Annotated in this window: 11 protein-coding genes; 9 read left to right on the plus strand and 2 right to left on the minus strand. The window is 48.4% G+C overall.

Annotated features, from left to right (window positions below; translation table 11 throughout):
• The first annotated feature begins 1 nt into the window (after position 1).
• Positions 2-2,164, plus strand: coding sequence for a right-handed parallel beta-helix repeat-containing protein (locus tag GGU45_RS14375; RefSeq protein WP_435225836.1), 2,163 nt, complete (start codon positions 2-4; stop codon positions 2,162-2,164).
• A complete protein-coding gene (locus tag GGU45_RS14380) occupies positions 2,165-4,072 on the plus strand; it encodes a glycoside hydrolase family 97 protein (RefSeq protein WP_435225838.1) in 1,908 nt (635 codons plus the stop codon).
• A gap of 195 nt (positions 4,073-4,267) precedes the next feature.
• On the opposite strand, the gene GGU45_RS14385 is transcribed toward GGU45_RS14380, so the two are convergent.
• Both GGU45_RS14385 and GGU45_RS14390 read right to left on the minus strand, forming a co-directional pair.
• A complete protein-coding gene (locus GGU45_RS14385) occupies positions 4,268-7,219 on the minus strand; it encodes a glycoside hydrolase family 38 N-terminal domain-containing protein (protein ID WP_435225840.1) in 2,952 nt (983 codons plus the stop codon).
• Positions 7,220-7,388: 169 nt separating this feature from the next.
• Positions 7,389-8,267: an AraC family transcriptional regulator gene (locus GGU45_RS14390; RefSeq protein ID WP_435225842.1), complete on the minus strand. Its 879-nt coding sequence runs from the start codon at positions 8,265-8,267 to the stop codon at positions 7,389-7,391.
• A 167-nt stretch (positions 8,268-8,434) separates the two neighbouring features.
• Here GGU45_RS14390 and GGU45_RS14395 point away from each other — a divergent pair, with 167 nt between their 5' ends.
• From GGU45_RS14395 to GGU45_RS14425, 7 genes are all read left to right on the plus strand, one after another.
• Entirely contained in the window at positions 8,435-9,310 is an 876-nt protein-coding gene (locus GGU45_RS14395) for a phytanoyl-CoA dioxygenase family protein (RefSeq protein ID WP_435225844.1), read from the plus strand.
• 652 nt (positions 9,311-9,962) lie between these two features.
• Positions 9,963-11,813 (plus strand): glycoside hydrolase family 97 protein, encoded by a 1,851-nt coding sequence (locus GGU45_RS14400; RefSeq protein ID WP_435225845.1) that lies wholly within the window; start codon positions 9,963-9,965, stop codon positions 11,811-11,813.
• 612 nt (positions 11,814-12,425) lie between these two features.
• A complete protein-coding gene (locus tag GGU45_RS14405; protein WP_435225847.1) occupies positions 12,426-14,345 on the plus strand; it encodes a right-handed parallel beta-helix repeat-containing protein in 1,920 nt (639 codons plus the stop codon).
• A 36-nt stretch (positions 14,346-14,381) separates the two neighbouring features.
• Positions 14,382-16,604 carry a DUF5703 domain-containing protein gene (locus GGU45_RS14410; RefSeq protein ID WP_435225849.1) on the plus strand — a complete coding sequence of 741 codons (2,223 nt, stop codon included), beginning with the start codon at positions 14,382-14,384 and terminating at the stop codon, positions 16,602-16,604.
• Positions 16,605-17,823: 1,219 nt separating this feature from the next.
• Positions 17,824-21,039 (plus strand): SusC/RagA family TonB-linked outer membrane protein, encoded by a 3,216-nt coding sequence (locus tag GGU45_RS14415; protein ID WP_435225850.1) that lies wholly within the window; start codon positions 17,824-17,826, stop codon positions 21,037-21,039.
• A 19-nt stretch (positions 21,040-21,058) separates the two neighbouring features.
• Positions 21,059-22,981, plus strand: coding sequence for a RagB/SusD family nutrient uptake outer membrane protein (locus GGU45_RS14420; RefSeq protein WP_435225852.1), 1,923 nt, complete (start codon positions 21,059-21,061; stop codon positions 22,979-22,981).
• 150 nt (positions 22,982-23,131) lie between these two features.
• Entirely contained in the window at positions 23,132-24,301 is a 1,170-nt protein-coding gene (locus GGU45_RS14425; protein WP_435225854.1) for a DUF5000 domain-containing lipoprotein, read from the plus strand.
• The last annotated feature ends 4 nt before the right edge of the window (positions 24,302-24,305 follow it).

The raw sequence follows: 24,305 nt of genomic DNA on the forward strand, positions 1-24,305 counted from the left end.
TATGCGCCGTATTTTTCAATTATTACTATTATTGTTGCTGTCTTTGGGTGTAAAGGCGCAAAAGCCGCTTGTCTATTATGTATCTAAAAAAGGAAAGGATTCCAACCCGGGCACCCTCCAAAAACCGTTGGAGACCCTTCAGAAGGCAAGGGATCTGATCCGCATGCAGCGGATAGGACGGGCTGCCGTTCCTGTTGCTGTATACATACGGGAGGGGCACTACTTTATGGAGCAGGGGTTTGAGCTGGACAGCAGTGATAGCGGTGTACCGGAAGCCCCGGTTGTATACAGCGCTTACCGGAATGAAAGGGTTTATATCACCGGCGCCCAAACCGCAGACACGCGTAAAGCTGTTGCAGTAACCGATGCCGGCATACGGGCCAGGCTGCTGCCCGAAGCCCGTAGCAGGGTACTGCAGCTGGATTTAAAGGGAGCGGGGATCAGCAACTATGGGGTCATGCACTCAAAAGGGTTCGGGCATCCCTATTCAACAGCGGCCATGGAATTGTTCTGCAACCAGCAGCCCATGCAGCTGGCGCGCTGGCCCAACGACAGCCTGGTGCCTACAGGCAAAGTACTGGATCCGGGATCCATACCCCGGAATGGCGATTCCTCCAACAGGGGCGGGATCTTTCATTATACCGGTTCAAGGCCCGGTCGCTGGACGCAGGCAAAGGATTTCTGGATCTCCGGCTTCTTCAGGTACGGATATGCGGATGATGCCGTAAAAATTAAACGTCTTGATACGGTAGCCAAAACACTAAGCACGCTTCAGCCAACCATGTACGGGTTTGAGAGTGGAAAGGTATTCCAGCGCTGGTACGCCTTCAACCTGCTGGAGGAAATCGACCGGCCGGGAGAATATTATATCGACCGGGCATCCGGAATGCTTTATTTTATTCCACCGGCAGGTCCGCTGCGCTCCATTGAATTGTCGGTTACAGAAAAGCCCCTGGTAACGATGCGGGGCGTGTCCAATCTGTATTTCAGGAATATTACGTTTGAAGTTGCGCGGGGTATCGGCATTTATATGGAAGGTGGAAATAATAATGTGGTGGATGGCTGTACCTTCCGTAACCTGGGAGTGGTTGGCATAGCATTGGGAAAAGGCACGCTGCCCTTTAAGCAGCCGCAGCACAGCGGTACAGCGGAAGCGGCCTCTGGTATTCTTGGCAGTATATATGCCCATTTATACGATAATACCATTTTTAACCGCGATGGCGGTACCAATCACCGGATCAGCAACTGTACCATTTACAACACCGGGTCGGGAGGCATTGTGCTGAGCGGCGGTAACCGGGTAACACTGCAAAAAGGGAACAACCAGGTGGTCAATTGCCGCATCTTTGATTTTAACCGTATTGAGCGATCCTACAAGGCAGGCATCAATATCGATGGCGTTGGCAATCTGATCCGCAATTGTGAAATTTCCCATTGCCCGGGTAGCGCCATCCTGCTGCATGGCAATGATCATATCATCGAGTACAACAATATTCATGATGCCGTAACCGACGGCGATGATATGGGCGCCATTTATTATGGCAGAGATCCCAGCGAGTTTGGAAATAAGATCCGGTACAATTTCTTTCACCATATCGGCAACAGCCATGGTATGATCATGGCCGTATACCACGATGATGGGGCCTGTGGCGGGGAAGTAACCGGCAATGTTTTTTACAAAGCAGGCTCAAGAACCGTAATGATCGGTGGCGGTAATGATAACGTGTACCGCAATAATATCTTTATCGATTGCCCCCTGGCGTTTCACTTGGATAACCGGCTGATGGGATGGGCGAAGTCCTTTATTGAAAAAGATGGACTGTTTCAAAAACGGCTGGAGGCCGTCAATTATAAAAAGCCACCTTATGCCACCGCTTACCCCTCGCTGGTACATTATTTTGAAGATTCGGCAGGGTTGCCCAAACGGAATTTTATCGATGGCAATGTGTTTGTAAACGTAAAGCAATTACACAATGGAAGGCCGGGATGGTCATACATTGGCAAAAACCTGGAGCTTTCCGGTGATCCCGGTTTTGTGGATATGGGAAAAATGAATTTTGAATTACGCGCCTCTTCAAAGGTTTTTTCCTTGCTGCCAGGCTTCAAAGCGATTCCGTTCGGCAAGATCGGGGTTCAGAAAATAAATAGTTCCAATAAAAAATAAATGATGATGAAATCAGTACGTCTTTTCTTTGGCATCGGCCTTTTGATGATCGGTGTGTGCTTCGCTTCAGGCTTGCAGGCAGCGGACAGCTTGTCCCTCGCATCCCCCGATGGGAAAATTATCTTTAACCTGCAGCCGGAAGAAAAGGGAAGCCTGGCCTACCAGGCCTCTTATAACAAGCAGCCCCTGGTGCTTCACTCTGCATTGGGGGTTGAGGGTTGGCAGCAGGGGCTTACGCTGAAAAGGGTAGAGCGTAAACAACAGGACCTTAGCTGGAAGCCGGTATATGGAGAACGTTCCCTGATACGCGACCATTTTAACGAAGCTTCCTTTGTACTATGGCGCCGGAACCAGGCACAGCAGGAAATGAAGCTCCAGGTGCGGGCTTATAACGAGGGGCTGGCATTTCGCTACGTATTTTCTGAATACTCAGAGGGGGGGCAGGATATTTCTATTGCGCGGGAATACACAAGCTTTGCAATGCCGGAAGGTACAAAGGCCTGGTATACCAGCCATGCCCAGGGAAGCTACCAGTTATTGCCATTAAAAAATTGGCCCGGTGCATCAGAACGCCCGCTGACATTGCAGCTGCCAAACGGTGTATATGCCGCCATTGGCGAGGCTGAAATGGTTGATTATAGTCGCACAAAATTTATTTTGGACCCTGCAAGCCCCCACACCATTCTTTGCAGCATGTACGGGCAGGTTGATCTGACCAGTCCGTTCGCCACTCCCTGGCGTGTGGTAATGGCTGCTGATAAGCCGACTGAATTGCTGGCCAATAATGACCTGTTTTTAAATCTGAACGAGCCTTGCAAGATTGAAAACACCAGCTGGATAAAGCCTGGCAAAGTGATGCGGGAGGTTACCCTGTCTACAAAAGGCTCAAAAGAGCTCGTGGATTTTGCCGTAAAGCGGAAGCTGCAATACATTCATTTTGATGCGGGCTGGTATGGTTTGGAGTATGCAAAAGCCTCAGATGCTTCAAAAGTAAATGTTGATCCGAGAAGGAATCCAAAGAATGATCTCGATTTGCAGGCCGTGATCCGCTACGCCAAATCGAAAGGCATTGGCGTTTTTCTTTATGTAAATCACCGGGCACTGGAAAATCAGCTCGATGAGATATTACCGCTGTATCAGAAATGGGGGGTTGCCGGTATTAAATTCGGATTTGTTCATGTAGGCTCGCACCGCTGGACCACCTGGCTGCATGAAGCCATAAAAAAATGTGCCCAATATCACCTGATGGTCGATATTCATGATGAGTACCGCCCTACGGGTTTTAGCAGAACCTATCCCAACCTCCTTACCCAGGAGGGCGTAAGAGGCAATGAGGAAATGCCCGATGCCAATAACAACACGATATTGCCGTTTACACGCTTCTTATGCGGAGCAGCGGATTATACCATTTGCTATTATCATCGCCCGGAGTTAAAACCCAAACTGGCGGAAACACAAAATGCAAGAGTTTTGAAAACCACCTCCATGCACCAGATGGCGTTATCCGTGGTGTATTACAGTCCGCTGCAGTTTATGTACTGGTATGACAGACCGGAAGATTCCCGGGACGAGCCGGAGCTGGAATTTTTTGACCGCGTGCCTACCGTTTGGGACGATACAAAAGTGCTGGATGGGGCCATCGGTCAGTATGCGGTAGTGGCGCGGAGGAGCGGAGATGCCTGGTTTGTGGGAAGTATTACCAATAATGATGCACGCCACCTAAAGATCGCCTGTTCCTTCCTTCCCCCGGGGAAAAAATACCGTGCAAAGATCTATTATGATGATCCCAAATCTTCCGTGCGTACCAGGGTCTCTATAAAACAGGTAACGGTGGATGCCGGTTCTGTAATAGATGCGCCATTATTAGCCTCCGGGGGACAGGCTATCTGGCTGCAGCCTGAAAAGTAGTTGGAGCTTTCAAGTTCCAGGTTTCAGTTGGATCGGTTTTTATGCTTGGTGTTGCATTTTCATTTCCACATTATCACATTTCCACATTATCAGATTTGCACGTTATCACATTAAACCTGCTTAGTTCCGTTTTTATACTTAATGCCCCGGACCAGCTAAAGGCTAAACGTTGAATCTGACAGCGACCTCTGCTCACTACCGGGAAAAGCCTGCGTCAAGCGTTATAAATCCCATTGCGGGCACCTTTATTTCCTGACCCGTCTTTTTTTCGCGGGGATCATTACCCTGGCCACTGATCGTTACTGATAATGGTTTACGGGTTAGCCAGTTCAGCTTTACCGTTTCATTTTTGTCCGATACGGATCGAAGCCTTACAAGGACCTTATTGCCGCTTTCGTTGGTTTCCAGTATGGATACCACCACTTTCCTGCTGCCGTCAATCGATAAGAGGGGTCTACAGGGCTCCCCGCTTTTTACCGGAGTTGCAATTAACGGCTGCGCCTGCTCAAGGCCGAAGCGGTTAGCCAACCCCGCATCGAAAGCCGTGTTGTGCGGCAGAACGCGATACCGGAATGTTATTTTTCCTTCCTGGCTTAAGGGGTAATTGGTATGCCAGTGATTATTTAAGGCCCAGGAATAGATGGTAGCGGCGGGATCAATTTTCGCGATCCATTTGGGTGAATTGGTGGCACCTCCAATGATGTTTGCGGTCATCGTGCCCACTTCAAAAACAGGCGCATCCAATGAGCACCAGGTTACTCCATTTGCTGCACCGGATACATCCAGCCATCTTTGGAAAGTGATCCAGTTGCGGTTGGCTCCGGATAACTGGTTGCTGTCCACTTCCATTACACCCCAGGCAATATCGGCCCTGATAACCGGCTTGCTGATATTAAATGCAAACCCGAAATGAATGCCTTCTTTACGGGTGATGGCCTGCTTGTCAACGATATTTTTGATCTCAATAAACGGGTTCCCCGCCATGATGGTAATTTCACGTGTCAATTCATTACAACCTTCAGCATCCGATCTTACCAGGACCGTGGCCAGCAAAGGCCCGTTTTCTTTGATGGTGATTTTTACATTTGAAGGGCCGGTCGCTTTCTCCGGACTGTCGCCCCCGCGCAGGTACCGGTAGCTATTGAGTTTCCCCGGCGCCTTTGCATCCACAAACTCGTTTCCTCCATATAACAAACCCGATATATCGCCTGTCTGGCGGTCAATCACAACTTTCAGGATCCCGTTGTCCAGGACATTATCTTTTGCGAGAGCCCCTGTAACGGGCACTTCCTTTTTATTTTTTAAAGCGTAGTTCCTTGATCCGAAAGCGGGGATGTCGCCTGCTGAAAAAACGAGTTCACCTGTTGAAAGGCGTTGCGATACCAGGTCGGTACCCTTGTCGTCCTGAACACTGTTATACAGGTCACTCTGTTCTTTGGATATCTGCACCAGACCGCTCCGTTCCCAGGAAAGGGTATTGAAAACACCAATCAGCGGGCTTTTCTTTTTGGCAACGGCAGCTAATGCTGCATTCATTAAGGCTTTGCTTTGATCCTGGGCCTGTTGAAAGTATCCAAATTTTACCTGTAAGATATCGTTGGTGATGGGTTGTTTTGACGGATCCATATAGCACCAGGTATGCTCCGTTCCCATACTTACATTCCGCCATGCTTCTTTTATCCGGGCACGGGGTGCCGGCTCCCCGGGGCGCAGCATGGTCCATAGTGTTTGATCCTGGATCAGGCGCTCCTTGCTGGTACGGTTCATACTGGTTTGTTTGGCTGCCGTTCCCAAACCGTCCGTCCAGTACTCGGTAAAATCACCGGTCAGCACCGGCAGCTGGTCCCCGTATTTTTGTTCAAATGTACGCATGATCTCCGTTGCACCGGAAATGACAAGGTGCGGGAATGCGTAGTCTTCATTCCAGCTTTTGACCGCATCGGGCAGGTCCGCGTCAATAGGCGTGTTGTCGGCCATTGCCCAGGACATGGCAAAGATGTTGTAGGGATAATAATCGCTTTTTTCCAGCTCTGGTAATTTTTCAGCAAGATATCGGTCAACAAAGTGCTGGCGCGGGTGATCCGTTTTTACGATCTGCAGCAGTTTTGAAGTGTCTGTCTGGCCGGCCATTTTGGGCCAGTATTCAAACCCTTTTGCATGGGCGCCAGGGGTGTAACTTCCCGGCTGAAGAAAAAGAACCTTTGATTGGCCGTCTTCACTCTTCCACCAAAAAGGCTTAAAGCTTAATTGGGTGGAATGGCCTACCCGGTCGGATCCGTTGTTCATGGCAAAAATGTATTTGATGCCATTTGCTGCCGCTACCGGCACCATTCCCCATGCCATTCCCGGAACATCCACCTGCACAAAGGTCTCTATTTTTGTGCCTGTCAGTTTTTTAAGTTCCCGGCTATGAGCCAGAAATTCAAACAATTCTTCATCTGCTGCTGCACTGGTATTTGTGTTTACATAGCTGGCGTCCAGGTTCAGGTATCCCTTTTTTACGGCATCAATGATATACTGTTTTTGATGTGGAGCCGCCGTTCTTAAGTAGCGCTCAACCGGCCATAATACTTCTGGGTTCCAGGTATACCGGGCTCCTTTGGGATAGCCGGCTGTTTTCTTTGCCAGTTCAATGCCATTGATAAGATTTCGTTTATGAATAACCTCAACATTGGCCTGTGTATTGGTATAGCCGATGTCAACATGCGAGTGCGGGTATATAAAAACGGTCCACTGACGGAGCGCAGGGATTGATATGGAATAGCGGATCTTTTTAGTACCGCTGCTAAGGACAAATGTTGCTTCGCAACCGGCGGTTACACCCACATTGGGAGGCAGCAGAACGGCAAAACTATCAATGCCGCTACTGCTTTGCAGGGAGATCCGTTCTTTTTTACCGGCACAGGCTACTTCAATAATACCTTTCCCGGAAAACTTACTTCCTTTAAAATATAACATGACTTCTCTGCCTGCCTTCCCATCGGCACGGTGCCGGTAAAACCGCTGTACTTTGCCATCCATAAAGGCGGGTAAGCTGTTTTCGGTAACCGGCGCAGTCTTTGATCTGTTTTGCGCCGATAGAAAATCTGCAGGCAACAGCAGGGTAAGCAGACATAAGATGAAGGTTGTGTTTTTTTGAATTGTCATCTCCGGTAAGGTTTGAAGTTGAAAGTTTAACGTTTGATGTTGGAGCCTCCTCCGTGACTACTCACCGGCCAGTTTCAAGTTCCATGTTTCAGGTTCCATGCACGGGATCCGTTTTTATGCTTGATGTTGCATTCTCATTTCCACATTTTCACATTTTCACATTTCCACATTACACCCCCTCGATCCCGATATTGCTTCCCCTGCGGATCACATCCGGGGCAAAAGCCTTTCGATATTGAAGCGGTGTTAATTTCTGGATCTTTAAAAATTGTTTGTGAAAATTGGCGATGGTATTGTAGCCGCTTTCAAAGCAAATGTCAAGAACCTGTTTTTGTGTTTCTGTTAAGAGGGTGCAGGCATAGCCCGTTCTTACGGTATTTAAAAAATCCACATAGGTCTTTTGGGTACATCGTTTAAAGAAGCTGCAAAAATGTGGTACGCTCATACAAGCGATTTCTGCCACATCCGACAGGGTAATGGGGTCTTTGAAATTGTTGATGGTAAATTGAAATATTTCACTGATGCGCGCATCTTCGTTGATCCTGGTTTCCTGTGTGTTTACAGTTGTCCATTCCGGATTGGAAGCCATTAACTCAAGGCATTGGCAAAGTGCGATGATCCGTTTAAACCCGGTGGCCTTTTCCAGTTCTTTTATCCGGAGCTGCATATTGTTTTGGAGCGCTCCCTGTAGTTTTAATCCCTGCGTACTCGTTTCCAGTAATTGCCGGATCTTTCGGGCTTCCGGAATTTGCATCAGGCCGGGGCCCCAGAAGTCTTCACGAAATTGTACAACAACAGCGCTGGTAACCAGGTCGGGGTCGCGCTTCTGGAACGTATGAGGTACATTGCTCCCCAGAAAATAAATATCGCCTGTTTCAAATTGCCCTACATGGTTGCCAATAAAACTTAAACCCGAGCCCTCTGTAAAAAGGATTAGTTCATACTCAATATGCTGGTGCCAGCCCACTTCAAACTCCGGTGTACGAAATCTTTTGGCTATAAAGCTCGTGCTTTCGTTAAGAGGCAACTTTTGGATCAATGGTCTCATAAAGGATCAATTAATGGTCAATTATATTATGCAATATATGAATAGTTTTTATTGTTTGTAATGAAAATAGTTTAGTTTTTTGTAAAAAAAGTGGAAGCGCTTTTAAACAGGAGCCTTTATTTTTAATGTTTTATTATCATTATAGCGGTTGTTAAAATAAAAGCTTTATGAATACAGATGCATTAGTAAAAGAAGGAAAGCTGCAACAGCAGCACATTGAGTTTTATAATCAATATGGTTACCTGGTAGCGCCGGAGCTGATCAGCCTGGCCGAAATTGATGCGCTCAAAGCAGAAACGGCAGCCATCTTCCGCGGAGAAAGGGGAATGGTGGAGGGGTTAATGCCGGTGACCCCGGGCGAGCCGGACAGCGAAGTATTACGAAAATATGTGGCCATCCATTTTCCACATAAGATATCCCCGGCTATCTTCCGGTTTCTGAGTCACCCGCAGATTGTAAATATATTAGCGGGTATCATCAGCCCCAATGTAAAATGTATGCAATCGATGCTTTTTGTAAAAGCGCCCGGTAAAAAGGGGCAAAGCTGGCATCAGGATGAATATTATATTCCTACAAGGGACTGCTCCCTTACCGGCGCCTGGATTGCCATTGATGATGCCACAATCGAAAATGGTTGCTTATGGATCATACCCGGCCGGCCCGGTCATATCATGCGGCGGGTGGCTTACTCCGGCAATGAATATGCGGATGTGGACACCGTAGATCTGCAGGGGCTGCAGGCGCAGGCCATACCGGTTGAAGTAAAAGCCGGTTCGGTGGTGTTCTTTAATGGTTATACCCTGCACAGCTCGCTGGCCAATAAAACCAATGATTGTTTTCGCACCGCGCTGGTCAATCATTATATGAACGCAGCATCCATGCTGCCCTGGGATCAGGATGGTAAACTGCCGCCCACGGAAGACCTGAGGGACATAGTAATGGTGGCGGGCGATGATCCCTATGCCTGGAAGGGGGTAACAGAAGCCAATGCGCCCTACCTGCGGCCGGAGGTGTTGAAGATCAAAGTAGACGCTGAACGCTGAACGCAGGTTTCAGGTTTGACGTTTGAAGTTTGACGTTTAACGTTAGTACCGGTTCTATGCTCGATGCACATTGGCATTTTCAAGTTTTCAATTGCCTACTGGCTACTCAATGTCGTTTCCTTAAGCCTTGAAACGAAGCCGTAACAGGAAAGAACTATTTTTGGAATGATTTTTTTCCTTTTAAACGGTGATATTGCTTAGGAGGCCGTCTGCAAGGCAGCAAAAGAAAAAATGAAGTGAAATGGCGGCAGTGACGCCCATTGAGGACTTCAGTAATCAGGTAGCGCGGGGGCGGAAGCGCCAAAGCCTGTAACGTACATTTTTTCGGTCCCGCCGGACGCTGGAAAGGCAACTACCAGCAAAGAATGCCAGGCGGGATTTGCCTTCTTTGCAGACAAGATTTTTTGCCTACTTTTTCATCGATGGGAAAAAGTAGGAAGAGAACTAAAAAAACGGCTCTTTCTTATCAACGCAAATTATTTTAAGAAGCGCTATACTTCTTGTAATTTCCCTATCTGCAGTTTGGAAATGGCAATAGAGGAACAGGGATGTTTAAGGAAACGGTATTGATTGCCTATTCACTAATCACTCTTTGCCCCGCCCCGGTCAGTGTCCTCACTGACCGAAAACAGGCTTTGAAAACTGAACAATTATGACAAAAAAAATCTTCCTGAAAAAGAGCCTGCTATGCTGTTGTATATTGCTCCTAAGTACCATGGCGGCACAATCGGCCGTACACACACTCACAGTAGTATCCCCCGATCATAAATTATCGGTAACCATTCGTGAAACAAATGAGCGGCAGATCGTGTATAGTTTTAAGGCAACGGGGATGCAGCTCATTGATCCTTCTGTGATGGGCCCCGATGTGAACGGTGATCTGAAATGGCAGGGTGCTTCGGTACATGCTGTCAAGCAGGAGTGGAAGCCCGTTTGGGGCAAAAGGGCGCTGGTGCCCGATGTCTATAATGAAGGCCTGATTGATGTTGCCTTATATAAGATCCGGGTGCGGGTGTATAACGAAGGGTTCGCTTTCAGGTATGAAGGCTGCAATGCGGAAACGGAGCGGACGCAGTTTCATTTTTCGGGAAACTATACGGCCTGGTATTATAATGGAGAAAATGCCAATATTGGCCCGGAGGAGCTGGAGGCTGCGAACGGCACCCGTCTGCCGGTAATGACGATCCAGGCCGGCCCCACAGATTATATGGCGGTGCATGAAGCCGCGCTGGAATCGGGAGAGCCGCTGGTGTTGCGCACTACCCGGGGCACCCGCTTGTTTACCGTGCCCTCCAAAAGAGCAAAAGCATGGCGCGTGGTATTGTACGGGCGCACACCCGGCGCCATGGTAGATGCGCACCTGATCGAATTATTGAATCCGCCTCCTCCGCAAAACATGGATTTTTCCTGGGTAAAGCCCGGGGTAGCCGTTTGGGACTGGCGCATCAACGGAGCCGTGGCAAATGGGTTTAAATACGCCATGTCCTTACCTTCCTGGAAACGGATGGTGGATTTTGCAGCGGGTCAAAAGATCAAAACACTGATGCTGGATGCAGATTGGTATGGCCCCGAATTTGAAAAAGGATCCGACCCGCTCAAAGGCGGTAAGGTGGCTCAGGTGCATGAATTGATCCGTTATGCAACACAAAAAGGGGTGGGGATCTGGCTCTATTTAAATGATGTGGGAGGGTTAACCTATCCGCTGGAACAAACCATCCGGCAGTACGGAAGCTGGGGAGCCGCTGGGGTAAAATATGGGTTTATGAAAGGAAACCCGGAGCAAAAGAATCAACGCACGCAGCTGATCACCAGGCTTTGTGCCGAAAATAAACTGATGGTCGATTTTCACGATGGCCCCGTACATCCGTATGGGCAAATGCGCACCTGGCCCAACGCGGTTACCCGGGAATATTGCCATTCCCAGCTGGATGCGCACCGGGTGTTTCAACCCTCCACTTTTGTAACGGCGGTATTTGTAAATATGTTAGCCGGCCCCCTGGATATGGATAACGGGGTGGTGGATATGGAGCAAAAGGGCAGGGTAGACAACCCGACGCCGGTGCCGGCCACTATTACGGGCGAAGTGGCACGCACGCTGATCGTTTTTTCGGGAGCTACCATCATCCCCGATATACCGGAAAATTATTTAAAGCATCCGGAACTGTTAAAGTTTATAAGTGCGCAACAGATGCCCTGGAGGGAGAGCAAAACGATAGATGGTGAAATTGGTAAGTACGTGGTGATGGCCCGCAAATCCGCTGAAGGCAAATGGCTGATTGGAGCCGCCACCAATGAAGAAGCGCGTACGCTTTCAATACCGCTGTCGGTGCTCGATAAGGGCCGCTACCGGGCAACCATCATCCGGGATGGGGCAGAAGCCGGTTTCAGAACGAATAAGGAAAGCTATACCACTACAACGGCCATTGTATCCCGCAGGCAAAGTATTGCCGTAAAACTGGCCCCGGGGGGCGGCGCCTGTATTTTGCTGGAAAAGCTGCCATAGCTTATGTTGAACTCATTTTTAAAAATAGAAAGATTAAAAACCATTAAGGCATTAAGAATAGTTTAGTAGCCGCAGTTCTTAATGAATCTTAACTTCTTAATGGTTTTTGAAGGCTGCAGCAGGGCGCTGCTTTTAAGCAGGTATTCATATTGATTTTCTGCGATCCCGAAGGTTCGGACTGCGCAAAAAATTGGCGTAAATCTGCGGGGAATACCACTACTTTCTAAAGTTCAAACGACTTCGGTATTTGAAACCATAGAAAATGATAAAAACCGGCAGTAGGGTGCGGGCTTAAGATAGTTTAGTTTTTGCCAAATAAAGTGGAAGCCCTTGCACAGGAGAGCGCGTAGTTTTAATGCCGTAAATACCGGCATAATGATTGCAAAAGGCGGCCAGCGGATCCCTGGCAGCATCGTTGCGCATGCACTATACGTTGTTTCGGGTAAAATGTGCGATATGAATCTTTGCGTCCTTGCTCCATGGCGTCTTTGCGTGAAAGTTGATGCACAAATTCATCCGGTATGAAGTAAAAAGGACTGGTATCTGCAAATGGCAGCGGCGGTCCGGACAATCCTAAAATAAAACCAGGCATTTCATTAAAATCAATACGAAATGAAGCAATTATTTCTTTTAGTTTTTTCGATGAGTTCATTGTTGGCCCCGGCCCAGGTATACCGGCATACAGGCAGGGAATTTCATGTAGCGCAAAAGGGCAATGATGCCAACAGCGGCAGCGCGGCACAGCCCTTCAAAACCATTATGGCGGCTGCGGGTAAGGCCCTGCCCGGGGATATTATTACCGTGCACGCCGGTATATACCGCGAGCAGATTACCCCGCCCCGCGGCGGAAACTCAGACCAGGAGCGGATCGTATACCGGGCAGCAAAAGGGGAGCAGGTGACCATTAAGGGATCGGAAGTGGTCAAAAACTGGAAGCAGCTGCAGAACGATACCTGGGAACTGCGGCTGCCCAATAGCTTTTTTGGAAGCTTCAATCCTTATAAAGACCAGATCAGCGGCGACTGGTTTACTCCCACACCCAGGGGGCGTAAATACCACCGGGGCGCCGTGTACCTGGAAGGGCAATGGCTGATGGAAGCCGCAAAAGCCGATGAAGTAATGCAGCCCGCCGGCGGAAAGGACCCGCTGTGGTGGGCGGAGGTAGATAGTACAACCACCACCATCCGGGCACAGTTTAAAAATGCAGATCCCAATAAAAAAATGGTGGAGATCAATGTGCGGCCCATGGTCTTTTACCCGGATAAGCCCTTCATCAATTATATTACCGTTAGCGGTTTTACCCTGGAGCAGGCCGCCACCAACTGGGCGCCCCCAACAGCGGAGCAGCAGGGGCTCATTGGCACCCACTGGAGCAGGGGCTGGATCATTGAAAACAATAAAGTACAGTACTCAAAGTGCGTAGGCATTGCCCTGGGAAAATATGGCGATGGGCACGATAACAATCAAACCGAATCAGCCGAAGGCTATGTAGGCACCATCAACCGGGCCCTGGCCTTTGGCTGGAACAAGGGAACCATTGGCGGTCATATTGTGCGGAACAATGAAGTGGCTTACTGCGAGCAAACCGGTATTGTGGGTTCCATGGGCTGCGCCTTCAGCATTATTGAACACAATGATATTCATGATATTCATGTTAAAAGATTGTTTACCGGCGCCGAAATGGCGGGCATCAAATTTCACGGAGCAGTGGATGTGCAGATCCGCGATAACCGCATTTACCGCACCAATATGGGCGTTTGGCTCGATTGGATGGCACAGGGAGCACAGGTGAAAAATAACCTGTTCTACGATAATGGTATCGACCTCTTCCTGGAAGTGGATCATGGCCCCATGTTGGTTAGCAATAATATAATGCTGTCGAAGAAAAGTCTTTTAATGAATTCCAGCGGCGCTGCCTTCGTGCATAATCTTTTCAGCGGTGGTATGGATGTAGTGTCTTACGACAGCCGGTTGACCCCTTATCATTTGCCACATTCCACTTTTGTAAAAGCCCTGCATGATAACCCTGGTGGCGATGTACAGTTTGTAAACAACCTTTTTGTAAACGGCGCAAACGCCAGTCAGTACAGCAAGGCCCTGCTTCCCGTGGTATTTGAAGGTAACGTATACACCAAAGGATCGGTACCTGCACGTGCGGTACAGGGCAGTAAGCGACTGGGCGAAATGACGGCCCAGGGAAAAGAAGCCATGAAAAAATACAACGCGCAGCCGGCAACAGAAGGGAACGCCGTAATGGATACCACCTTTGATGCAGCGGTGACCTTAACAGGCGAAGGGCCCAACCGGTACCTGGAAATAACCTTAAAAAAACAATGGCAGCAGCAAAAAAGAACATGGGTTACTACCGGCAGCTTAAACAAAGCCCTGGTTCCCGATCTTCCGTTTGAAAATACCGATGGCAGCCCCCTAAAGATCGATACTGATTTCTGGGGCAAAAAACGAAAAGCTTCCAGCCCTGCTCCGGGTCCTTTTGAGATTACCGGCAACGGACGGCAAAAACTAAAACTTTAATAATGGGCAACAATCTCAGTCAAAACTGTATTTGATATGGTCAGCAAAACGGTACTTTTTGTTTTCTTGTCTTTGATCCTGCTAAAGCCTTCTGCTGCGCAGCAGAGCAGTGTAAGCAATTATAACCTCCGATGGACCACTCCCGGCATTAACTCCAAGGGGTCCATGCCCGTCGGTAATGGCGATATTGGCGCCAATGTATGGGTGGAAGCCAATGGCGATCTTGTTTTTTATATTTCAAAAACGGATGCCTGGAGTGAGATTGGGCGGCTGCTAAAACTGGGCCGGGTGCGGGTATCTATGACACCTAACCCCTTTAAGGGAAGCGGATTTTTACAGGAACTGAAACTGGAGGAAGGGGCCGTTGCTATTGATTACGGATCTGCAAAGGTAAAGTTCTGGATCGATGCCCATAACCCGGTTATTCAAACGGAAATAAAAAGCAGTATCCCTGTTGCTGTAAAAGTAACTTATGAAAACTGGCGAAAGGAATCGCGCCCGATCACGGGGGCAGAAGCAGGCTCCGTTTGGGGTATGGGTGTACGGCAGGTGTCGAAGGATTGCCAGGTCGATATCAGCCAGGAGCCGGATGTGGTGCTGGCCAATGATCAAAAAAGCATTATCTCCTATCACCGCAATCCCTATTCCATCTGGAAAGGAAATTTACAGGTGCAGGCGCTTTATGATTTTGATAACTACCGGCCGGATCCCTTGCTGCATGCCAATTTTGGGGTGCTCATCAGGGGCGCCGGTTTAAAGAACCAGGATGATACCACGCTGGTAAGCACCGGTGCTGCCCGGCAGTTTTCGATTGCCGTTTACCCCGCAGGCCGGCAGGGCCCGGTGGATGCCTGGGTGCGGCAGCTAAGGCAGCAGGCGGCTGTTATTGAAGCCGTTCCGGTTCAAAAAAGAGCGCTTGCGCACCGCCAGTGGTGGAAAAATTTCTGGAACCGTTCCTATATCTATATTACGGCAAAAGACAGTGTGCAGCGGGAGCAGGCTTTTATCGTTTCGCGCGGATACATCTTACAACGCTTTATAAATGCCTGCGGCGGGCGGGGCGGATCGCCCATCAAGTTTAACGGCAGCATCTTTACCGTAGATACCTATGAAACCGGCGGTCCGCAAAAAGATCTGGATGCCGATTTTCGCTTATGGGGCGGGTGCTACTGGTGGCAAAACACCCGCCTGCCCTACTGGAGCATGCTGGAGTCGGGCGACTTTGATCTTTTTGCACCCCTGTTTAAAATGTATATGAATGCGCTGCCCCTGCGCATGGCGGCTACCAGGAAGTACTATGGCCATGAAGGCGCGTTCTTTCCGGAAACCATGAACTTCTGGGGTACCTATGCCGATGGGGACTATGGTTGCAAAAGAGACAGCCTGCCGGACGGCTTCGTTAAAAATCCCTATATCCGTTATTACTGGCAGAGCGGCCTGGAGTTGGCGCTGATGATGGCAGACTATTACCGGTTTACCAATAGCAGCAGTTTTGCAAAAGACACCCTGTTGCCCTTTGCATCACAGATCCTGAAGTTTTATGCACAGCACTGGAAAAAAGGGCCGGATGGAAAAATCCTGTTTGACCCGGCCATGTCGCTGGAAACCTTTCATACAGCGGTGAATCCCCTGCCGGAGATTGTGGGCATCCGCGTAGTGACGGAAAAACTATTGAAATTGCCCAACCTGACTGGCAAACAAAAAGAGGAATGGACGGCGCTTATCCAGGCGCTGCCGGCGGTACCGTTGCGTTTAAAAGGAACCGATACCCTGCTGGCCCCGGCACAGGCCTACAGCAATAAAGCCAATATCGAAAACCCCGAGCTCTATGCGGTTTTCCCCTACCGGGCTTATGCCGTTGGCAAACCCGGGCTTGATCTGGCCATCCGGACCTTTAACGCGCGGACGCACAAAGAGAACGGAGGCTGGCAGCAAAATTCTATACAGGCTGCCTACCTGGGGCTCACCCGGGAGGCAAAGGCCATGGTGGTGGAAAGCTTTTCAAGATGGAATAAGGAAATGCGGTTTCCGGCATTCTGGGGACCCAATTATGACTGGACTCCTGATCAGTGCCATGGTTCCGTAGCGGTAACGGCGCTGCAGCGCATGCTGCTGCAATATGAAGATGATAAAGTAACCCTGCTGCCCGCCTGGCCGGCAGAATGGGATGTGCAGTTCCGGCTGGCCGGTCCCGGCGGAAAAAACTATGAAGGGGTAGTAAAAAACGGAAAATTAAAAGTAAATCCCAAAAAATCCTGATGGGCCCGCGCAGGGCTAATGCCCGGTTTTGACCGGATAAGATCAGCGGGCCTGGCTTTGCGGATCCGGTCAAATAGGGACCGGATTTCGCAAAGCTTGGTTTGCACAATTTTTGTTCATCGATAACCATAGCGTATTGCTTTACAATGTGGCTGTTGTTTTTTCGTTGGCCGGGGGTACCATGTCAAACAACAGGTAATGAATTTTTTCATACACAAAATTGGGTTATTTAAACACAAGTTTATTCTTCTGATCCCTTCTGATCCCTTCTGACCTCTTCTGATCTCTTCTGACCGCATTGGACCTGTTTTCTGTATCCTTTCTGTATCGCTTCTGTATCCTTTCTGTATCCTTTCTGTATCCTTTCTGTATCCTTTCTGTATCCCTCAGAACCAGCCGGATTATGGAATTTTCCCGGGTTCCCCGAATCAGACCTGGTATTCCCGTTTATCTGCAACGCCTGAAAACGCTGCGAATTGCCCACAGGACAGGACCGGTCACAACCACATTTTCAAATTTTCAAATTAACATAGAATCCCGGCGTATAAATCTTAAAATAATTTAGTTTTTTAAGAAAAAAGTGGAATACTTTGTACATACATGTATGTAGCTTTAATTATTGAACGCCGGTTATAATGATTGCAAAAATGATTGATTGGCCATGAATGGGAACGGGGAATAAATGGGAACGAAAAGTTGGAAATACGGTTTTCACTTTAATAACCCCGATCCGCTTTAACCGGTATGTATTTGCTGAAACGAAGGTGGGTGGTACGTTGCACCTCCTAATTGTGGTTGGTTCGGGTTGTGAACGTATCACATGATCATGCCCGTACCGGCAGTTGTCGCGTACGCAATGGTATTTGTTTGTTAGAAGTATTTAAATTTTTGATAGTAAAATTGGTGCAGGCGTTAGAAAGGCCTGCAGTTACTCCCCGGGGTGGTGGAACTTTGTTGCTTTGTTTGTACAAATGATCCCGGCCACACCGGACGCTAAAACCACAGGTATTCTGAAACAGATCCGGCTCCCCGGTAGTTTTGGAACCACAGAATTGATAGAAAACAACGTTGCTCCATTCGTTTGATAGATTAAACCAAAAATTAATTAAATGTATAAAGAAACCGGCTAAATGGAAGAAGCGGGAATGGTTCCGGTGTTCCCGTTAATGCATAAATAATTCAGAATGTGCTATTACCTCACGTTAATTCTTGTAAAATTATGAGATTTATTTCTTGGTGCCTGGGTGGCAGGGGATACTGCCCGTTTTTCAGGCGATCGCTTGTTGCCGGCTTGCTCACGGCTGGTTTTTTTATTATTGTATTTCAAAGTCAGGCGGCTCCGGCAGCATTTTCCTGGGTACTAAAAGGCCTTGTTACCAATACCCGTAACGAGCCTGTTGCCAGGGCCTCTGTATCGGTCAAAGACAGATCTGGTGGTGTTTTCACGGATGACAAAGGCGCCTTTATGATCGAAGTGGTTTCCGAAAGCGATTCTTTAATAGTGTCTGCCGTTGGATACCGGTCAAAAACAATAGCGATCGGGAACGCCCGTACCCTGGATGTTGTTTTGGAAGAAGACCTGGAAAAACAAAAGATGGATGAAGTAGTGGTGGTAGCCTACGGACAGCAGAAAAAGGAAAGTATGGTGAGCTCTATAACAACGGTGAACCCCAAAGAAATTAAAGGGCCCACCAGCAACCTCACTACCATGCTTGCAGGGCGTATAGCCGGTATGATCTCTTACCAGCGAAGCGGCGAGCCGGGTGCCGACAATGCTTCTTTTTTTATAAGGGGCATCACTTCCTTTGGCGCCGGCAAAATTGACCCTTTGATACTGATCGACGGTATGGAGTCCACACCAACGGATCTGGCAAGAATGCAGCCCGATGATATTGCCGGTTTTTCGGTGTTAAAGGATGCCGCCGCATCATCGCTATATGGGGCCAGGGGCGCCAATGGCGTCATACTACTAACCACCAAATCCGGTGTCGAAAGCAAGATCAAGGTAAACTTCAGGATGGAAAATTCTGTTTCTTCCAACACACAGAACTTTAAGCTGGCAGATAATATCACCTACATGAAGCTTGCCAACGAAGCGGTGTTGACCCGCACACCGCCGGGCTCAAAATCGGCCCCGCAGCCCTATTCGCAAACCAAGATTGACCGTACGGCCGCAGGCTGGAACCCCATGTTATACCCCAATAATGACTGGATGGGGATCTTGATTAAAGACTATACGCAAAACCAACGGTTCAACGTAAACCTGGCAGGGGGCGGTAATGTGGCCCGGTACTATATTGCGGGTACTTTTAACATAGACAATGGGGTATTAAAAAATGATGCGCTTAACAAGTATAATAATAATATCAAATTAAAAAGCTATCAGGTCCGTTCAAATGTAAATGTTAAATTAACACCCACCACGGAGGGCATTGTAAGAACTTCGGGTAGTTTTGACGACTACCAGGGGCCTATCGGCGGCGGAGCCGGCATCTTTAGCCAGGCGCTGTCCTCTAACCCGGTACTGTTCCCTGCAGTGTACCCGGCCTCGGCGCTGCCACTGGTAAAGCATCCCTTATTCGGGAACGCCTTTGTAGGCAGCGGCAATGTTTTCTATAATAACCCTTATGCTAATATGGTGTCCGGTTTTCAGCAATACAACACTTCAACGCTGAATGTTCAAATTGAAATAAAACAGGATTTTAAATTTATAACCCCCGGACTTTCGGGCCGGGTTATGGGCTATACGCAGCGGTATTCCTATTTTGATCTGAGCAGGAAGTTTAACCCCTTCTTTTATGGAGCCACTCCAACAGATTCCAAAGGTGAAAATTATAACCTGGTATTGTTAAACGAACAGCAAAACCCGCCTCCCACAGAGTACCTCAATTATCAGCCAGGTATCCGGAAAGCGAATACAACCACCTATATGGAGGCGGCTGTAAACTACAACCGGACTTTTAATGAAAAACATGCGGTAGGCGGGCTATTAGTTACCATATTGCGAAACTATTTAACCGCAAATGCCGATGATCTGCAGGCCGCGCTCCCGGCCAGGAACCAGGGGCTTTCCGGCCGGTTTACCTATGGCTATGATAACCGGTATCTTTTTGAAACCAACTTTGGCTATAACGGATCCGAGCGCTTTGCTAAGAATAACCGTTATGGTTTCTTTCCATCAGTGGGCGTGGCCTGGAACACGTCTAACGAGCAGTTTTTTGAGCCGCTGCGGTCTGTTGTTTCCAAACTAAAGTTCAGGGCTACTTATGGCCTCGTGGGTAATGACCAGATCGGGAACCCGGCAGATCGTTTCTTCTACCTGGCGAATGTGAATTTGAATGGTGCCAATACCGGGGGCTTTGGTACGGATTTTAATACTTCCCGGCCGGGCGTTTCTATCTCAAGGTATCCCAATGAAAATATTACCTGGGAAAAATCAAGAACCACCAATATCGGAATGGATCTGACCCTGCTCAACAGTTTGAACCTTGTTGTGGATGTGTACAAACAGCACCGGAGCAATATTTTAATGAAAAGGAGCTTCATCCCCACCACCATGGGACTTCCGGCTGATATCCAGGCCAATGTGGGCGAAGCAGAATCAAAAGGTATTGATCTGTCCCTCGATTATAATAAAACCTTTGGAGACCTGTGGATCTCCGGAAGAGGTACATTTACCTATGCTACCAGTAAATTGCTGGTGAATGAAGAACCGGATTATGGCGCATTGACCTATCTCTCGCATGTTGGTAACTCACTTGGGCAAAACTATGGCTATATAGCTGAACGCTTATTTGTGGATGATGAAGAAGTGCGAAACTCGCCGCGCCAGGCTTTTGGTGCCGATCTTGAACCCGTAAGAGGGGGCGATATCAAATACCGGGATATCAATGGGGATGGAATCATCAGCTCATTGGACATTGTTCCTTTGGGGCTGCCCACATCACCTGAAATTGTATACGGTTTTGGCTTGTCTACCGGGTATAAAAAGTTTGACATCAGCGGGTTCTTCCAGGGCTCGGCCCGCTCTTCCTTCTGGATCGATCCTGCAGCCATGACGCCCTTTGCACTAAACGGAAGCAAGCAGAACGGGCTTTTACAGGGGATTGCCGATAGCTACTGGTCTGAAGACAACCGGAATATGTTGGCATTCTGGCCGCGCCTCAGCTCCACCGTTAATGCCAACAATACACAAATTTCCAACTGGTGGATGCGTAACGGATCTTTTTTAAGACTAAAGAGCGTGGAAATAGGCTATAATCTTTCGGGAAAACCGTTAACACGGCTGGGTTTGAATGCTGTAAGGGTCTATGCCAGCGGTACCAATTTGTTTGTTAAAAGCAGCTTCAAAATGTGGGATCCGGAACAGGGAGGCAATGGACTAGGTTACCCGCTTCAAAGGGTATATAATTTTGGGGTTAACGTCCAATTCTAAATTTTAATCAGGAAAAAAGATGAAAACATTTTTTAAAACATATCTTATTTTATCGGCCCTGGTCATAACGCTGGTTATGCCGTCCTGTAAAAAATCGTTCCTCGACATTGTGCCAGACAATGTGCCAACGCTTGATAATGCTTTTGCCAACCGCAATGAAGCAGAGAAATACCTGTATACCTGCTACAGCGGCTTGCCCAATGATGCAAGTCCGGACTTTAACCCCGGCATGAACACCGGGGACGAGTTTTGGGTTTATTCGCCGGTACAGGCTGCAGATTATACTTCTTTAGAGCCGTTTAATATTGCACGGGGGCTTCAGAGTAAAGTAAACCCCGCCATGAATTACTGGGACGGATCAGGAGGTGGCAAATCGCTGTGGCTGGGTATCCGTAACTGCAATATTTTTTTGGAAAATATTGATAAGCCCATCGATCTGCAGCCCTATGAAAAAGAACGCTGGATTGCCGAAGTAAAATTTCTAAAGGCTTATTTGCATTGGTACCTGTTCCGGATGTACGGACCGATACCCATTGTTGATAAAAATTTACCAATTGATGCCAGCCCCGCATCCGTAAAAGTAATCCGCCAGCCGGTTGACTCCGTAGTCAATTATATCTCCAACCTGCTGGATGAAGCGGCTGCAGGGGAGGGGACGGGCCTGCCGGATAAGATCACCAGCTTAAGTACCGAACTGGGACGCGCTACCAAACCTGCTGCCCTGGCCATTAAAGCCCGGCTGCTGGTAACCGCGGCCAGCCCGTTATTTAACGGCAACCCGGATTTTAGCAATCTCAAAAATAAGGACGGACAGGCATTGTTTAATCCTGTTTATGATGTAACAAAATGGCAACGGGCCGCTGCGGCCTGCAAGGCGGCCATTGATGCGGCAGAAGCAGCAGGGGTTGGATTGTATAAATTTGCGCCCAGCAGTTTGCAGGTAGCCGATAGTGCTACAAGAATTGAGATGAGCATCCGGAATGCCGTATGTGAAAAATGGAATAAGGAATTGATATTCGGAAGCACCGCATCTACCAGGTACCTTCAAATGACGGCCTGCCCGAATTTATTTGCGGCCCCGCAGTTTGACAATGGTTTAAGGGGGCAATTGGCGCCCACCCTCAAGATGGCCGAATTGTTTTATACTAAAAACGGGGTACCTATTACCGAAGATAAGACCTGGGACTATGCCAACCGGTATGTGCTCAAAACCATTACCGCCCAGGATTCGGCCATGCAAAACGGCTATCAAACCGTAGGGCTGCACTTTGAAAGAGAGCCGCGTTTTTATGCAGACATTGCATTTGACGGTTCAAAAATGTATATGCAAAGTAACCAGAAGCCCCCCATCAATATCCAAAGCAAATTAGAACAGGTATCCGGAAGAAAACAAACCCTTTACTACTCCATCAGTGGTTATTATACCAAAAAACTGATCAACTGGAACCTGGTTGTTGGTCCCAACGGAGGCACAACCACCGAAAATTATGCATGGCCCATAATGCGGCTGGGCGATCTTTACCTGCTTTATGCAGAGGCCTTAAACGAGAGCGGTGATCTGGAAACTCCGTTAATCTATCTTAACAGGATCCGGGACCGGGCCGGTGTGCCAACCGTAGAAAGTGCCTGGACCAATTTTTCAACAAATCCCGGAAAGTACTCCACCCAGGCAGGGTTAAGAGATATTATACACCAGGAACGTTTAATAGAAATGGCATTTGAAGGCAGCCGTTTCTGGGATCTGAAAAGGTGGAAGATGGCAGCCAACCTGCTCAATGCGCCGGTATATGGCTGGAATGTGGGCACAAAAACCTTTGCCGATTACAATACCAGGCTCCTGTTGTTTAACCAGACATTTGTGAGTCCGCGGGATTATTTCTGGCCGATTAAGGAAACCAATTTGCAGGTAAATACCAATTTAGTTCAAAACACAGGCTGGTAGCAGGTCCTGCTCCGTAAACATACTGAGCAAGGACGAAGCATACTGAGCAAAGACGAAGTATACTGAGCGAAGACGAAGTATACTGAGCGAAGACGAAGTATACTGAGCGAAGACGAAGTACAATTATTAAAACTTATAAACATAAGTAGCATGAAACGATTAATAAACAGATGGTGCATCGGGTTGCTTATTGTGGCAGCAGCACATGCCTGTAAGCAAGCGGATATAGCGCCTACCGTAAATGATGGCACGGCGCCGGGCCCGGTAACGGGACTAAGTGTAACCAATCTTAGCGGTGCGGCTACCATTAAGTACAACCTTCCTTCTGATGGAGATGTGCTTTATGTAAAAGCCGTATACAAAACAAAACAGGGCCTGGAAAGAGAGGCCAAAGTGAGCTATTACAACAATACGATAACCGTTGTGGGTTTTGCAGATACGGATCCCTACGAGGTGAAATTATATGCGGTAGACAAGGGCGGCAATGAATCGCAGCCGGCATCGGTTACCGTTAACCCGTTAACGCCACCCTATAAGGTGATCCGTAACAGCCTGCAGGCGGTTGCCAATTTTGGCGGCATCGATGTTAGTTTTCAAAATGCAACCGAGGCCGATGTGGCCATGGTGGTTTTAGCGCCCAACGAGCTGGGCGATCTTACAGCCATCAATACCAATTACACTACTTTAAAGGAAGGCACATTTATTACAAGAGACCTGAAAGCGGTTGAAACCAACTTCGGTATCTATGTGCGCGACCGCTGGGGTAATATTTCGGATACGCTGAATGCAACGCTTACACCCATATTTGAGGAAAAGCTGGACCGGACCAAGATGAAGGGATTGGTGTTGCCAGGCGATGCGGGTTTAGGCTACGGCGGATCAATAGCGGGTCTTTTTGATGGAAATGTGACCGGCACGTACTACCATACCGGTGATGGCGGCACCATGCCAAAATGGTTTACCTATGATATGGGGGTAACGGCTAAAATAAGCCGGATGGCCTGGTGGATGCGGCCGGGATTTTATTATAACCTGCACAGCCCGAGAGTGGTGGAAATATGGGGCTCCAACGACCCCGCACCGGATGGCAGTTTTAACGGCTGGACTTTGTTAACCACGCACGAGCAAATCAAACCCTCGGGGCTACCAAACGGACAATTATCTACAGCAGATAATGAGGCCGCCATAGCAGGAGAAACCATTACCATGCCGATTACCGCGCCAAAAGTGCGTTATATCCGGTTTAAGACCCTTAGCAACTGGTCGGCGGGCACCTATGTGCAGATCTTCGAAATTTCTATGTGGGGTAATACACAGTAATTGC

Origin of the sequence: Niabella hirudinis (assembly GCF_051201075.1) — a bacterium.
GTDB classification, from domain to species: Bacteria; Bacteroidota; Bacteroidia; order Chitinophagales; family Chitinophagaceae; genus Niabella; species Niabella hirudinis.

Excerpts from the sequence above, each read along its gene's own strand:
- GGU45_RS14375 (WP_435225836.1), top strand. The coding sequence starts at position 2 with ATGCGCCGTATTTTTCAATTATTACTATTATTGTTGCTGTCTTTGGGT.
- GGU45_RS14380 (WP_435225838.1), top strand. The coding sequence starts at position 2,165 with ATGATGATGAAATCAGTACGTCTTTTCTTTGGCATCGGCCTTTTGATG.
- GGU45_RS14385 (WP_435225840.1), bottom strand. The coding sequence starts at position 7,219 with ATGACAATTCAAAAAAACACAACCTTCATCTTATGTCTGCTTACCCTG.
- GGU45_RS14390 (WP_435225842.1), bottom strand. The coding sequence starts at position 8,267 with ATGAGACCATTGATCCAAAAGTTGCCTCTTAACGAAAGCACGAGCTTT.
- GGU45_RS14395 (WP_435225844.1), top strand. The coding sequence starts at position 8,435 with ATGAATACAGATGCATTAGTAAAAGAAGGAAAGCTGCAACAGCAGCAC.
- GGU45_RS14400 (WP_435225845.1), top strand. The coding sequence starts at position 9,963 with ATGACAAAAAAAATCTTCCTGAAAAAGAGCCTGCTATGCTGTTGTATA.
- GGU45_RS14405 (WP_435225847.1), top strand. The coding sequence starts at position 12,426 with ATGAAGCAATTATTTCTTTTAGTTTTTTCGATGAGTTCATTGTTGGCC.
- GGU45_RS14410 (WP_435225849.1), top strand. The coding sequence starts at position 14,382 with ATGGTCAGCAAAACGGTACTTTTTGTTTTCTTGTCTTTGATCCTGCTA.
- GGU45_RS14415 (WP_435225850.1), top strand. The coding sequence starts at position 17,824 with ATGAGATTTATTTCTTGGTGCCTGGGTGGCAGGGGATACTGCCCGTTT.
- GGU45_RS14420 (WP_435225852.1), top strand. The coding sequence starts at position 21,059 with ATGAAAACATTTTTTAAAACATATCTTATTTTATCGGCCCTGGTCATA.
- GGU45_RS14425 (WP_435225854.1), top strand. The coding sequence starts at position 23,132 with ATGAAACGATTAATAAACAGATGGTGCATCGGGTTGCTTATTGTGGCA.